The sequence below is a fragment of the Achromobacter sp. 1012554356 genome (assembly GCF_059760815.1).
Genome location: NZ_JCBANC010000030.1, coordinates 1 through 12169 on the forward strand (window position 1 = coordinate 1; position 12169 = coordinate 12169).

Below are 12169 nucleotides of genomic sequence, written 5' to 3' on the forward strand. Positions count from 1 at the left end.
GGCCGGGTGGGTACGTGCGATCAGGCGGCAAGGCCCAGTTCGGGCAGCTTGATCTCGTCCTGCACGTAGTCGGTATAGAGCGCCGTGGTGTACAGCAGCCGCATCTGCGCGCCGATCTCGCAGATCTTCAGGCAGCGCTGTTGCAGGTCCACCGTGTTGGCGTGCTCCAGCACGATCTGGTAGCCGCGTTCGCCGTGGATCTCGTCGGACACGATGTGCAGGTCGAAGAACTCCACTTCCTCATCGGTGAAGCCGTACTTCTCGCGCAGGGTCGGCGTCTGCTTGCGGTAGATGGACGGCACCTGCGATTCCAAGCCCACCACCAGGCCTGCCACCGCCACGATCGGATCCTCGCGCATGGCCACGGCATAACACCAGCTTTGCAGCGCGCGGGTCGTGGGCGACATGTTGTCCGGATTGGTGACCCGTTCGCGGGTGGTGCCGCAGGCTTCGGCAAAGCGGATCAGCAGATCGGTATGGCGGTCGCCACCGATTTCCTCTTCGTACATGTTGGCCAGCAGGAAATCCTTGGCCTCGGTGTAGGTGTCCGGGGTGCGGGCGTACAGGTAGCCCAGGTAGTCGGCGAAGGGGCCGACGTAGTGATAGTGGTTTTCGGCCCAGCGCGACAGATGCTCGCGGCTCAGCTTGCCCTCGGCCCAGGCGATCGAAAAGGGCGATGCGTTTGCGCTCTTGCCCTTGATCGCGTTTTCCAGCGCCGTGCGGAATTCATCTCGGTTCATCAGTTCTGCCATGACTCGCTCCAGGTCCAGTGGGAGAAATTCCAGGCCTGTCTCAGCCCGGCCATGATGAACATTGTATACCGTCTACTGTTTTGGACCGCTAGGGCAATCCCGAGGTAAGCCCCTTAAAGAGGGACAGTTTCAAACAGATCAAGCACTTGGCCCCCTCAAGGCCAATTGGACCGAGACGCGTTGTCGGCGTACAATGAATACAATTTCAACGCAATACGGAAATACCATGAACACCCGCCACCCGCTGGGCGACGCCCCGATCGGTCAACAACTGCTCACCCACTACGCCCGCCGCGACGCGGTGCGCCACGCGACGCCGCTGTTTCCGTCGTCCTGGGCGGAACTGCTGGCTCCGTTCCGCAATGCCCGTCTGCAACCGCTGCGCGCAGCCGCACCCGCCGCGCGCACGCAACGCGACGACACGGTCTGCCAAGCTGGCTGAAAGAAAAGCCAGGGACTGAACGCCCTGGCTTGAAAAGCCCGGGACGCCTTCCCGGGCTGGCGCTACGCCGCTAGCGTCTCGCGCGCAGACTGGCCTGCATCCGGGCGTTTTGCAGCGCCACGCTCCGCTGACGGCGGGCGTTGCCGCCCGCGAGCGCCAGCACGATGGCAAAGCCCACGGTGTAGGCCAGCACGTCCCACCAGTCCGGCACGCTGCCGAACACCACGCGCAACACCGGCTGCTCGATGCGCCAGCCGAAATGCCGCGCCAGGTACTGGCCCAATTCGACCGCATAGCCCGTGAACAGCGCGGCCAGGGCCAGCGGCAGCACGCCCGCGCGGACGAAGCTGCGGTATAGCAGATAGGCCCAGCCCACCGCCACCACGTCGCCCACGAAACCACGCAGGAAGGGATAGGGCGCGCCCACGGTGGCGATCAGCGCCAGCACGGCGGTTACGGCAAGCAGGGCGGCGAACGCGCGCCCGTTGAAAGTCAGGGTCATTGAATCAGCAAACGTAAATAGTGAAACAGGGCTGGGGCGTGGCGACTGCATCAGCGGCGCCGCATCGCCCGCGCCCAGGCCGGTAACAAGGCCAGCGCGCAGGTTACCGGAAAAGCGCGTGCCGCCCTCCTCGGCCGCCTGCCTTGGGCGTACCATTGAGCGACCCCGACCCAGCCCAGAACGGGCGCGATCCTCGCGTCCGGCCACGTTCCCATGCTGCAGCCCGTTTCGGCTTCGACCGACCTGCCGGCGGCCCCCCCGGCCGCGCCCGCGCCTGTCCTTCAGGTCAGCACGCTTTCCCCACTCGCTTTCCCCGCCTTTCGCGTCATCTGGATCGCCAACCTGTTTGCCAATCTGGGCACCTGGGCGCAATCGGTGGCCGCGGCGTGGGTCATCACCACGGAGCAGAGCAGCCCGCTGATGGTCGCGATGATCCAGGTGGCGGCGGCGTTTCCGCTGGTCGCCCTGTCGATCCTGACCGGGGTGCTGGCTGACAACCACGACCGCCGCAAGGTGATGCTTGCGGGCATGCTGCTGGAGCTGGCGGGCGGCGTCTTCATCACCATCCTGGCCTTCGCGGGATTGCTGCACCCCATCACGCTGATCGCATCGGTGTTCTGCATCGCCATCGGCAGCGCGGTCGTCACGCCGGCGTGGCAGGCCGCCGTGGGCGAACAGGTGCCGCGCGAGCACGTCGGCAGCGCCGTGCTGTTGAACAGCGTCAACTTCAATGTGGCGCGGGCGGTGGGGCCGGCCATCGGCGGCCTGCTGCTGGGCGCGCTGGGCACGTCCTGGGTCTTTCTGCTGAACTGTTTCTGCTACGGCGGCCTGATCTGGGCGATCTGGCGCTGGAAGCGCGACTTGCCCGTACGCCGGCTACCGCCCGAAGGCCTCTTCGAAGGCGTGGTCGCCGCGCTGCGCTACACACAGCACTCGACCGTGACGCGCGTGGTGATGCTGCGCTCGTTCGCCTTCGGCCTGTCGGCCAGCGCACTGTGGGCACTGCTGCCACTGCTGGCGCACGAGCACGAAAGCGGCAGCGCGCTGCTGTACGGCTACATGCTCGGCGCGTTGGGCGTGGGCGCCATCCTGGGCAGCGTCCTGGTGCGCCGGGCGCGCGCGGCGTGGGGATCCGGCGGCCTGATCAGCGTGGCCGCCGCGCTGCTGGCCGCCTGCCTGCTGGCGCTGGGCCTGACCGATACGCTGTGGGTCGCGTTTCCGGCGCTGCTGCTGTCGGGCGGCTGCTGGATCGGCGTGCTGGCCACCTACAACACGACCGTGCAGCTGCTGGTGCCGGACTGGGTGAAGGCGCGCGCGCTGGCGCTGTACCAGACCGCGATCTTTGGCGGCCTGGCGGCGGGCTCGTTCATGTGGGGCCATTTCGCGGGCACGATGGGCGTGTCCGGCGCGATGTCGGCCGCCGGCATCGTGCTGGGCGTCACCGTGGCGCTGCTGTACCGCTCGCGCCTGCCGGAACAGGTGGACGCGCGATCGCTCACCCGCGCCGACGACACCGAACCGGCCCTGGCCGACGCTGGCTTCAACACGCAGCGCGGCGCGGTGCTGGTTGCGGTGGAATACCTGGTCAATCCGGACAAGCTGGCCGCGCTGATCCACGCCGCCCGGCCGCTGCGCCTCTTGCGGCTGCGCAATGGCGCGCAGCAGTGGCAGCTGTTCCGCGACCTGGAGCGCGAGGGCGTCTGGCGCGAGGTCTTCCTGGTGGAAAGCTGGATGCAGTACCTGCGGATGATCGACCGCATGACACTGGCCGACAAGATGGTGCTGGACGAGGTGCGCGCACTGCACGCGGGCGACAAGCCGCCCATGGTGTCGCGCAACGTCAGCTACCTGGCCATGAACGAGGCGCAGGGTTTCTCGCTGCGCCGCGCCCCCGATACCCGATGACGCGCGAGGTCCGACCATGCTTACCTCTTTGTGGCGCAACTGGCGGGCCTGGCGGCGTGGCGGGCCGCAGCTCGACGTCATCCTGTCCTCTGCCGATCCCCAAGCCCCACTGGCCGAACGCAATCTGTGGCTGGTCGATCTTGGCCGCTGGCTGAACCGGCCGGACGGCGAACCGGCGCAGGACGACGGGCGCGACCCGCGCCATGCCCGCTTGCGCTACCTGCTGCAGGTGCTGGAACGCAATCCCACTGTGGCGGCCCGCACGGCGGCCACGCTGCGCTCGGTGCTGGTGGACAACGACCCCACCGCCCTCCTGTGCGATACCGGCGTCGCCTCGCGCCCTGGATTCTGGGGTGAGTTCTGGCGCCGCATCGTGGCCTGGATGCTGCCGCCGACCGTCAATCAGGGCGATATGTCGGGCCTCTTCACGCTGCTGTTTCGCCGCGCGGGCGACGCGCAATGGATCGAGTCGCTGGACGACGAGACGCTGGCGCGCGTGCGCGCGTTGCTGCGTCTGGAAGCGCACAGCTTGGCGCAGGCAGCCGATGCGTTGCCTGCCCCCACGCCGGACGCGCTTGCCCAGCGGCTGGATCAAGCGCTGACCAGCAGCATGCAGGTGCTCGTCAGCCAGGTACGCGCCGTCGGGCTTAGCCAGGACATCCGCTCCCGTGTGCCGGGCCGCGTGGACGAGTCGCCGTTCTTCACGCTGGAGGCCACGGCAGCAGAACTGTTCGACAGCACGCCGGACACACCGCGCGAGGTGGTGGGCCAGCGCCTGAACGTGCTGCGCGCCTTGTTGGACGACTGCCGCGCGGCGGGGGACGCCGTCTACGAGGAACTCAAGCGCAATGGCGTCGCGGTCGACGTGGTCTACCAGATCGAGTGCATGAAGCTGCGCCTGGCGCGCATCGAGCTGCTGCTGGGCGTGTGGATCGATCCGACGCAGCGCCACCGGTACGCGTACCTGATCGCCGAGCTGATCCGCTGCACGCTGGCGCGCGGCAGCATCCGGCACTTGGCGGCGTCGTCGCTCGCCCAACTGGCGCGGCGCGTGATGGACCGCAGCGCCGAGACCGGCGAACACTACATCGCGCGCGACACGCTGGAATACATGGACATGGTCAAGGCATCCATGGGCGGCGGCTTTGTCGTGGCGTTCACGGTCTATGTGAAGTTCATCATCACGTCGGCCCACCTGGACAAGTGGGTGGAAGGCCTGCTGAACGCGCTGAACTACGCCGGCAGTTTTCTCGTGATCCAGTTCGCGCATTTCACGCTTGCGACCAAGCAGCCGGCCATGACGGGACCGGCGCTGGCCCGCCGGCTGGACGCGGCCTACTCGCCCGACGGGCGCGAGGCATTCGTGGACGACACGCTGGCGATGTTGCGCTCGAACGCCGCCGCGATCGCGGGCAACCTGGCCGTGGTGTTTCCGCTGGCCTGGGCGATTCAATGGCTGGCAATGCGGTTCCTGGAGCAGCCGCTCATCGATGCCGACAAGGCGCACGACACGCTGCAATCGCTGTCGTTCTGGGGACCGACCCCGCTGTATGCCGCGGTGACCGGCGCATTGATCTGGGTGTCCAGCCTGATCGCCGGTTGGGCCGACAACTGGTTCGCGCTGCATCGCGTGCACGACGTCATGGCGTACGGCCGGCGCACCCGCCACCTTCTCGGGGCGCGCGGCGCCGTGCGTTGGGCGGGCTTCTGGCGGCGCAACGTTTCGCAGATCGCCGCCAACGTGTCGCTGGGACTGATGCTGGGCCTGCTGCCGGCACTAGTCAGCGCGCTGGGATCGGAGCTGGAGGTGCGCCATGTGTCGCTCAGCGCCGGACAGATCGCGGCCGCAGTTGCAACGCTGGGCTGGGAACTCGTGCATACGCAGGTGTTCTGGCTGGCCGTGGCGGGCACCGCGGCGACGGGCGCGCTGAACGTCATCGTCAGTTTCGCGCTGGCCTTCAACGTGGCGCTGGCGTCGCGCGGGATGGGCCGCGACGATCGCATGTCGTTGACCGCTGGCGTGCGCCGCCGGATCCTGCGGCGCCCGGCAGCGCTGTTCTGGCCGGTCAAGCCGCGAGCGGCGCCTGTCGAGTCCTGATGCGGCGCGTGAATGCCTGACCGGGCGTGGCCGCAACGCCGCGCGATCAGAACGTGATCGTGGCGGTGACGACGTCGCGGTAAGTGCCGGGCCGGGGCGTCGTCTGCGCAGGCACGCGGCCATACACCGTGAAGGTCTGGTTGGCGCCCGTGCCCACGCCCGCCCGGGGCGCGCCGCCCGAGGCATCGCCCCAGACGGTGCCGTAGGCCGCGTCCTGGTAAAGCTGATAATTCACCGTGTCGGCGGCGGTCGTGTGCTTCATCTTGCGCGCCAGCACGTTGCCGGCGACCGAGCCGCCGTTCAAGGCCACCGAGAAGGCGTTGGCGTTGGTGCATCGGACGGTGATCTGGCTGTTGGCCGTGACCGCGGCGTTCAGCACGCCGCGCGGGGGAAACGCCATGTCCGTCGCGTTGATGGTGCAGTTCTTCTGCACGGTCGTGCGCACCACCAGGGGTATCGTGATGCGCTGGGTCGGCGCCGCCAGCGGGCAATTCGACAGGCCCGACAGCAGGCCGAACAGCACGTCCAGCGTGCCAGTCGTGGCATAGGTTTCGCTGTAGACCGTGTTGGCGTTGTTCACGGTTCTCACGGTGGACTGCCCGCCCGGAAGCTTGCCGTAAAACCGGAAGGTGGTCGACACGTTGCCGCCCCCCAGCAGCGGGCCGGTCATCGTCTGCGACGTGGGTTGCCCGGCGGTCGCCGCGCCCCAAATCTGGGTCCGCGCCGCGTCCGTGTAAAGGTTGTAGTTCATGCGGTTCGTGCCCGCGCCCAGGGCGCGCGCCGCGATGGACGGACTGGTATTGCCCACGCCCAGACTGAAGCACAGGCGCGCGCCGATGGCGAGCAGCGAGAAATTGCAGGTCACGGCGACCGTTCCGTCCGCCACCGTGTCCCCCGGCAGCAAGGGATTGACCGTACCGAAGTCCAGCGTGGCGGTCGTGCCCGCCGACAGCGCGCAGGTGTTTGCCTGCGCGGTTCCCGTGTACCCCGCGCATGCGCCCAGGGCGGCCAGCAGCAGTGCGATCCTCATGGTTGCTCTCGTTTGAATGGCTCGCACACGATCGGTCCCAGCGTCGGTAGCGGATCGGCATCCGAGCGCGCGTAATCGAACACGGCCTCGCACGACACGCCACCCCCGCGCACCCGCAACCGGTTGGTGGCCCCCACGTCCTCCACGAACGTCAGGCCGTCGTAGCCCACCACCGTGCGCTTGCCGCTCTCGATGTGGGCGACCTCCGCCCCGACCGGCACGAAGCCCCCGTCCGGCAGGGTCAGAATCACCGAGGCCGCGTCGTACTTTTCCACCTTGAACGTGGTCAGCACGCCGGCGCCGGACTGCGGCACGACGACCGCCCGCGTCGAGTCCAGCCGCACGTCCACGGGCAGGTCTTCCGGGTCGATGGAGATGCGGTTGGTCTGGTAGGCATTCAGGTCCGGCACCAGCAGGTGGCCGCTGCCATTGGTGCGGCCCAGCCGGCGGTTTTCGTGCAGCACCGCGACATCGGCCGTGCCCTCGGTGGAGACCAGCGCGAAGCTGTCGTTGATGCGGCGCGACGGGATCACGGTGCCGTCCATCATCACCAGCGACCCGGACGCCTGCACCGACGCCTGCGTCCTGCCGCCGTAGTCCTGCACCAGCCCGCTCACCAGCCCGTACTGGCCCAGATACTGGAGCTGGCCCTGGTTGAGCTGCATGCCGCCGCTGCGGCCATTCTGCACCGCCCACCCCCAGCCGCCCTCGTAAGGCACGCTGCTCTGCGCGCTGACGCTGTAGGTGTCCTCGCCGGCTTGGCGGCCGATCGACACGCCGGCCTGCGCGCGCTCGCCCAGCATCACCGCCAGGCCCAGGAACACGCCTTCCGAATTCGATTGCGAAAAATCCTTGTACGCGCTCAGCGTCAGGACCACGCGGCTGTGCAGGTTGGCCGTGTACGAGGCCGACCCCACCTTTGCCATCGGCACGTTCGGCATGCGGTAGCCGATGTAGCTGAGCGCCACGCTTTGCGAGCGGCCCAGCGGCATCGACACCGTCACGCGCTCGGTCTGGCGCGGCACCGGCGCGTCCTCGCGCGAGCCCAGGTCGCCATAGTTGCCGATCAGGCGTGTGGCCTGCGTATCCACGCTGAATTCCGGCCGCACGTACTGGTAGCCCAGGCTCACCTGTCCGCCGCTGAAGTCGCCCGCGCTGCCGGAAAGCGAGCCGCTCAGCACGCCCAGCTGCCCCAGCTTCACCATCGCGCCGGCGCCTGCGTTATACAGCCCCGGGCCGGCCTCGGTGTGCGCCTCCAGGGTCAAGTCGTCTGTGTAACCATAGCGGCCCGACGCGGTCAGCACCGGCTTGCTGTCGTAGTCGAACGAGCGCACGCTGAACTGGCGGCGCACAAAGCCCGCCTCGACCGACCAGCTGGACAGCCCCGCCGCCAGCATCCGCGGGTCGATGTACAACGGCACCGACGTGCTGACGGTGCGGCCCAGCGCGTCGCGCGTGATCAGCGTGGCCTGGCCCGCGCCGGTGATGCCCGGTATCTGGTTGACCACGAACGGCCCGGGCGGCACGTTGCCCGAATACTGCTGCACGCCATTGACGAACAGGGATACCGACGACGGCACGACCGACGACGCGCTCAGCGACGACACCGGAAACGTGACCAGGTCCGGGCGCAGTGCAAAGTTGCGGCCCCATTGAACGCCGGCCACGCGCACCGACCGCGACCAGTTCAGCGACGAGGTGATGGTGTCGCCCAGGCGCAGCGTGCGCAGGGTCTCCTGATCCGATCGCGTCCAGAACGTGTCGTAGCGCACGTATTCATCACCGCGCCCGCCCAGATACGCCGTGCCGGAATTGCTGAACACGCCGTTCGAATCGAAGTAGCGCTGTTCGGAATACAGCGACAGCCCGTACTCGTAGTCGGTCTGCGCATAAGCGTCGTAGTTCACCACCACGCCGCGCCCGGCCGTCGCGAGCGGCGTGGCGGGCAGGCCGCGCGTGTTCACCTCGTACGGCATGCGCAGGGAGTCGGGCAGCACCAGGTCCACCGTCTGCGCCGCCGGGTTGTACACGTAGCGCAAGCCCGCCACGGCATCCAGGCTGACTTCGCGCGTATCGGGCATGCCGATCGCGGACAGGTCCACGCCCAGCGATCGCAGCGCGGCGCCGCTGACGGACAGGCGCCCGTGCGTGTCGTGAAAGCGCAGCAGCTGGGATGTGTTCACGCCGTTGATGCTGACCTCCAGGTACACGTCGCGCTCGGCGATGCTGCCGAACGAGACCAGTTGATCGGGCGTATCCGCCGCCAGGGCCGGCGCACCCAGCAGGAAGAGTGCGAGACCCAAGGCGCGTTGCCCGCGGTGACGGGTAGCGCGCAATGCCATAGACTGCCCTTCTGTGGTTGCCGGCGGGCCATGCGGCGCACCGGAACGCGGTCATGCTGTCAACGCGGACTGACGGTGACCATGTCGCCGTTGATCATTGCCCTGATCTTCACCGGCCCGGCCGCGCCCTGCTTACCCGGGATGTTCCATTGGCGCGCACTGTTGGCCAGCGCATAGCCCAGCAGCCCCTCCATCTCGGCCACCGGCTTGCCTGCCGCATTCAGGATTTGCAGCGCGGCCACCTGCGCATAGCGGCTGCCGCTATTGGACAGCCGCACCACCCAGTCGCCGCCTGACCGTTCCACGCGCCACGCCAGTTCGGGCTCGGGAGACGGCGTCATGCCCGCCACGAACACCGGCACCGAATAGCGCAGGCGCAGCACCACGCCGTTCACGCCGGGCGATGACGGATCCGGAATCTCGTCGATGATCAGCCGAAAGCCCTGCTGCAGCGGCGGCGCGTCCTTGGACACGCGCACCAGCCGCACCAGTTGCTCGCCGCCCGGCGGCACCTGGATGATGGGCGGACTGGCCTGGATGACCTCTGTGGGCGACAACACGTCATCGCCATCCGCCTGTTCCCAGCCGTAGATGCGCACCTGGCCATAGATCGGCGTGGAACCCGGATTGCGCAGCATGATGCCGCTTGCCCCTTGCGTGGGCGCAAGCTCGACCAGCACCGGAGAAATCTGCAGGGCAGCCGCCACCGCTGCGCCGCCACAGCCCGCCAGGCAGGCCGCGAGCAGCGCCCGTAAAAACATCCGCATCGGGCGGCTCCCTTAGAAGTAGACCGTCGCGGTGACCGTGGAAGAGTAGGTGCCAGGCGCGGGCGTGGTCTGCGCGGGCACGACGCCATTCACCTGGATGGGCTGCGCGGCGCCGGTGCCGGTGCCGCCTACCCGGGCCGCCACGTCGGCGTCGCCCCACACGACCGTCGTGCTGCCCGGTTTGTAGAGCTGGTAAGCCACCGTCGCGGTATTGGCGCCGGCGCCGCTCATGAACCGTTGCGTTTCCGTCGAGCCCGTGCCCGTACCCGCATTAAGGCCAACGGTATACGGCGTGGTATTGCTGCAAGTAACGGAAAGATTGGTATTGCCGGTGACCGCGGTATTCAGCACGCCCTGGCTGCCGAAATTGAGGTCAGTCGCGGAAATGACGCAATTGGCGGTAATGGTGAGCGTGACGTTGAAATTGGCGGTGGCCGTCTGAGCGAGCGCAATGCCGGGCGCCGCACCACCGATAAACAAACACAAAGTCGCTGCGCGAATGGTCGAGCGTTTCATGAAAAATGCCTCCACGGTATACGGTTGCACCATCAATCTTGCTGCGGATAATCGTACGTCCAAATATTGGTATGCGGCACCAAATAGTTTCTTATTCAGGGGGTATTTATTACGATTATTAACGAATCAGCCCGGAATATCGCACTGCAGTAATTGATGTCTCCTCTGCGACGACCCGAAATTTCGTTGTACATATTGTTGTGATTGAATTTTCTGAGCAGTTTCATTACGTGACAATTGCGCGGGGATTATCCAAACCGATAATCGCGGCACGCGCGGGGTTCAAGCAGGCAGACCGCATTAGAATCTGACCCTACGACTCCGGACGCTTCGCCCGGACGCCCCTCGCAGCGCAGCCCATTCATGCTCTCGTTCTCCCGTAGTACCGTCTATCCGGCCGGCGTCGGCCTGCCCGCCGCCGAACGCCTGGGCGCCCTCATCGCCGTCATGCTGGCGGTCTGCATGGCCAGTCTGGACACGGCCATCGCCAATACCGCGTTGCCGACCATCGCGCGCGACCTGCAGGCCAGCGAGGCGGGTTCGATCTGGGTGATCAGCGGTTATCAGTTGGCGATGGTGGCGGGCCTGCTGCCGGCGGCCGCGCTGGGCGAGATCCTGGGACACCGGCGCGTCTACATCGTCGGGCTCGCGGTGTTCACGCTGGCCTCGCTGGCAAGCGGCCTGGCGCCTTCCCTGCCCGTGCTGGTGGCCACGCGCATCCTGCAGGGGCTGGGCGCGGCCGGGGTGATGAGCGTGAACGGCGCGCTGCTGCGCTTCATCTACCCCTCGCACATGCTGGGCCGCGGACTGGGCTTGAACGCCATGGTGGTCGGACTGTCGTTTGCCGGCGGGCCAACCGTGGCGTCGGCCATCCTGCTGCTCGGGTCCTGGCACTGGCTGTTTCTCGTCAATTTCCCCATCGGCATCCTGGCGGCGGTGCTGGCCCTGCGCGGCCTGCCCGACACCACGCGCTCCGGCCACGGGTTCGACGGCTTGGCCGCGCTGCTGTGCGCCATGGCGCTGGGGCTGCTTGTCCTGGCGACCAATGAACTTGCGCACGGCGCGCCGTGGCCGCGCGTGGCGCTGGAAGGCGGTCTGGCGGCCGCCAGCCTCTGGCTGCTGATGCGGCGCCAGGCCGGCCACCCCGCACCCATCCTGGCGGTGGACCTGCTGCGCCGCCCCTTGTTTGCGTTGTCCGCAGCCACCGCGGTGTGCGCGTTCGCCGCCCAGGCGCTGGCCTTCGTGTCGCTGCCGTTCCTGTTCCAGTCGGTGCTGGGCTACAGCCAGGTCCAGACCGGCTTTCTCATCACGCCATGGCCCGTCGTCGTGGCCTTCATGGCGCCGATCGCGGGGCGGCTGTCCGACAGTTATCCCGCAGGCATGCTGGGCGGCGTGGGGCTTGCCCTTCTGGCGCTGGGCATGGCGTTGCTGGCGCTGATGCCGGCCGACCCGTCGGTGCTGGACATTTCGTGGCGCATGGCGATCTGCGGCGCGGGCTTTGGCTTTTTCCAGTCGCCCAACCTGCGGGCCATCATGACCTCCGCCCCGGCGTCGCGCGCGGGCGGCGCCAGCGGCATGATCGGCACGGTGCGCCTCTTGGGACAGGCCACGGGCGCGGCCATGGTCGCCGCGTGTTTCAACGTGTCGACCACGCACGGCGCCATCGCCGCCCTGTGGCTGGGCGGCCTGTGCGCCGGGCTGGCCTGCATCGCCAGCTTTGCCCGCCTGCGGTTCGACGCGAGTGAACCGGTACAGACGCCGGCGTCGCGCTGACGCGCCGGCGGTCCAATGACAACGTAATCACGCAACACTGTT

The 12169-nt window shown here is 67.7% G+C and carries 10 protein-coding genes; 4 read left to right on the top strand and 6 right to left on the bottom strand.

Features of this window, described 5'->3' with window-relative positions; translation table 11 throughout:
• Positions 1-20: 20 nt before the first annotated feature.
• Positions 21-752, bottom strand: a complete 732-nt coding sequence (locus tag AC6LJW_RS16560; protein ID WP_056319353.1) for an iron-containing redox enzyme family protein — start codon at positions 750-752, stop codon at positions 21-23.
• Positions 753-978: 226 nt separating this feature from the next.
• Between AC6LJW_RS16560 and AC6LJW_RS16565 the strand changes: the two genes are divergently transcribed.
• A complete protein-coding gene (locus AC6LJW_RS16565; protein ID WP_105237066.1) occupies positions 979-1194 on the top strand; it encodes a hypothetical protein in 216 nt (71 codons plus the stop codon).
• Positions 1195-1264: 70 nt separating this feature from the next.
• On the opposite strand, the gene AC6LJW_RS16570 is transcribed toward AC6LJW_RS16565, so the two are convergent.
• Positions 1265-1696, bottom strand: coding sequence for a ribosomal maturation YjgA family protein (locus tag AC6LJW_RS16570; protein ID WP_056565174.1), 432 nt, complete (start codon positions 1694-1696; stop codon positions 1265-1267).
• Between the two features lie 213 nt (positions 1697-1909).
• On the opposite strand from AC6LJW_RS16570, the gene AC6LJW_RS16575 reads away from it, so the two are divergent.
• Together AC6LJW_RS16575 and AC6LJW_RS16580 are read left to right on the top strand one after the other, a co-directional pair.
• Positions 1910-3601, top strand: a complete 1692-nt coding sequence (locus tag AC6LJW_RS16575; protein WP_498087781.1) for an MFS transporter — start codon at positions 1910-1912, stop codon at positions 3599-3601.
• 16 nt (positions 3602-3617) lie between these two features.
• Positions 3618-5699 carry a site-specific recombinase gene (locus AC6LJW_RS16580; RefSeq protein ID WP_498087782.1) on the top strand — a complete coding sequence of 694 codons (2082 nt, stop codon included), beginning with the start codon at positions 3618-3620 and terminating at the stop codon, positions 5697-5699.
• A gap of 46 nt (positions 5700-5745) precedes the next feature.
• Here AC6LJW_RS16580 and AC6LJW_RS16585 read toward each other — a convergent pair whose 3' ends face one another.
• The 4 genes from AC6LJW_RS16585 to AC6LJW_RS16600 are packed head-to-tail and all read right to left on the bottom strand — an operon-like array spanning position 5746 to position 10354.
• Positions 5746-6729, bottom strand: a complete 984-nt coding sequence (locus tag AC6LJW_RS16585; protein WP_498087783.1) for a Csu type fimbrial protein — start codon at positions 6727-6729, stop codon at positions 5746-5748.
• The gene (locus AC6LJW_RS16590; protein WP_498087784.1) at positions 6726-9071 is read right to left on the bottom strand and encodes a fimbria/pilus outer membrane usher protein; all 2346 of its coding nucleotides are present in this window, start codon (positions 9069-9071) and stop codon (positions 6726-6728) included. Before AC6LJW_RS16590 ends, AC6LJW_RS16585 begins: the two co-directional genes overlap by 4 nt.
• Before the next feature lie 59 nt (positions 9072-9130).
• Positions 9131-9838, bottom strand: coding sequence for a fimbrial biogenesis chaperone (locus AC6LJW_RS16595; RefSeq protein WP_056565186.1), 708 nt, complete (start codon positions 9836-9838; stop codon positions 9131-9133).
• A 12-nt stretch (positions 9839-9850) separates the two neighbouring features.
• Positions 9851-10354, bottom strand: coding sequence for a Csu type fimbrial protein (locus AC6LJW_RS16600; protein ID WP_056566931.1), 504 nt, complete (start codon positions 10352-10354; stop codon positions 9851-9853).
• A 363-nt stretch (positions 10355-10717) separates the two neighbouring features.
• On the opposite strand from AC6LJW_RS16600, the gene AC6LJW_RS16605 reads away from it, so the two are divergent.
• Positions 10718-12127 carry an MFS transporter gene (locus AC6LJW_RS16605; RefSeq protein WP_056565189.1) on the top strand — a complete coding sequence of 470 codons (1410 nt, stop codon included), beginning with the start codon at positions 10718-10720 and terminating at the stop codon, positions 12125-12127.
• Positions 12128-12169: the final 42 nt, after the last annotated feature.

What these genes read in the sequence shown, in the direction of transcription:
- AC6LJW_RS16560 (WP_056319353.1), bottom strand. Translation starts at nt 752, where the DNA reads ATGGCAGAACTGATGAACCGAGATGAATTCCGCACGGCGCTGGAAAAC.
- AC6LJW_RS16595 (WP_056565186.1), bottom strand. Translation starts at nt 9,838, where the DNA reads ATGCGGATGTTTTTACGGGCGCTGCTCGCGGCCTGCCTGGCGGGCTGT.
- AC6LJW_RS16570 (WP_056565174.1), bottom strand. Translation starts at nt 1,696, where the DNA reads ATGACCCTGACTTTCAACGGGCGCGCGTTCGCCGCCCTGCTTGCCGTA.
- AC6LJW_RS16575 (WP_498087781.1), top strand. Translation starts at nt 1,910, where the DNA reads ATGCTGCAGCCCGTTTCGGCTTCGACCGACCTGCCGGCGGCCCCCCCG.
- AC6LJW_RS16585 (WP_498087783.1), bottom strand. Translation starts at nt 6,729, where the DNA reads ATGAGGATCGCACTGCTGCTGGCCGCCCTGGGCGCATGCGCGGGGTAC.
- AC6LJW_RS16590 (WP_498087784.1), bottom strand. Translation starts at nt 9,071, where the DNA reads ATGGCATTGCGCGCTACCCGTCACCGCGGGCAACGCGCCTTGGGTCTC.
- AC6LJW_RS16600 (WP_056566931.1), bottom strand. Translation starts at nt 10,354, where the DNA reads ATGAAACGCTCGACCATTCGCGCAGCGACTTTGTGTTTGTTTATCGGT.
- AC6LJW_RS16605 (WP_056565189.1), top strand. Translation starts at nt 10,718, where the DNA reads ATGCTCTCGTTCTCCCGTAGTACCGTCTATCCGGCCGGCGTCGGCCTG.
- AC6LJW_RS16565 (WP_105237066.1), top strand. Translation starts at nt 979, where the DNA reads ATGAACACCCGCCACCCGCTGGGCGACGCCCCGATCGGTCAACAACTG.
- AC6LJW_RS16580 (WP_498087782.1), top strand. Translation starts at nt 3,618, where the DNA reads ATGCTTACCTCTTTGTGGCGCAACTGGCGGGCCTGGCGGCGTGGCGGG.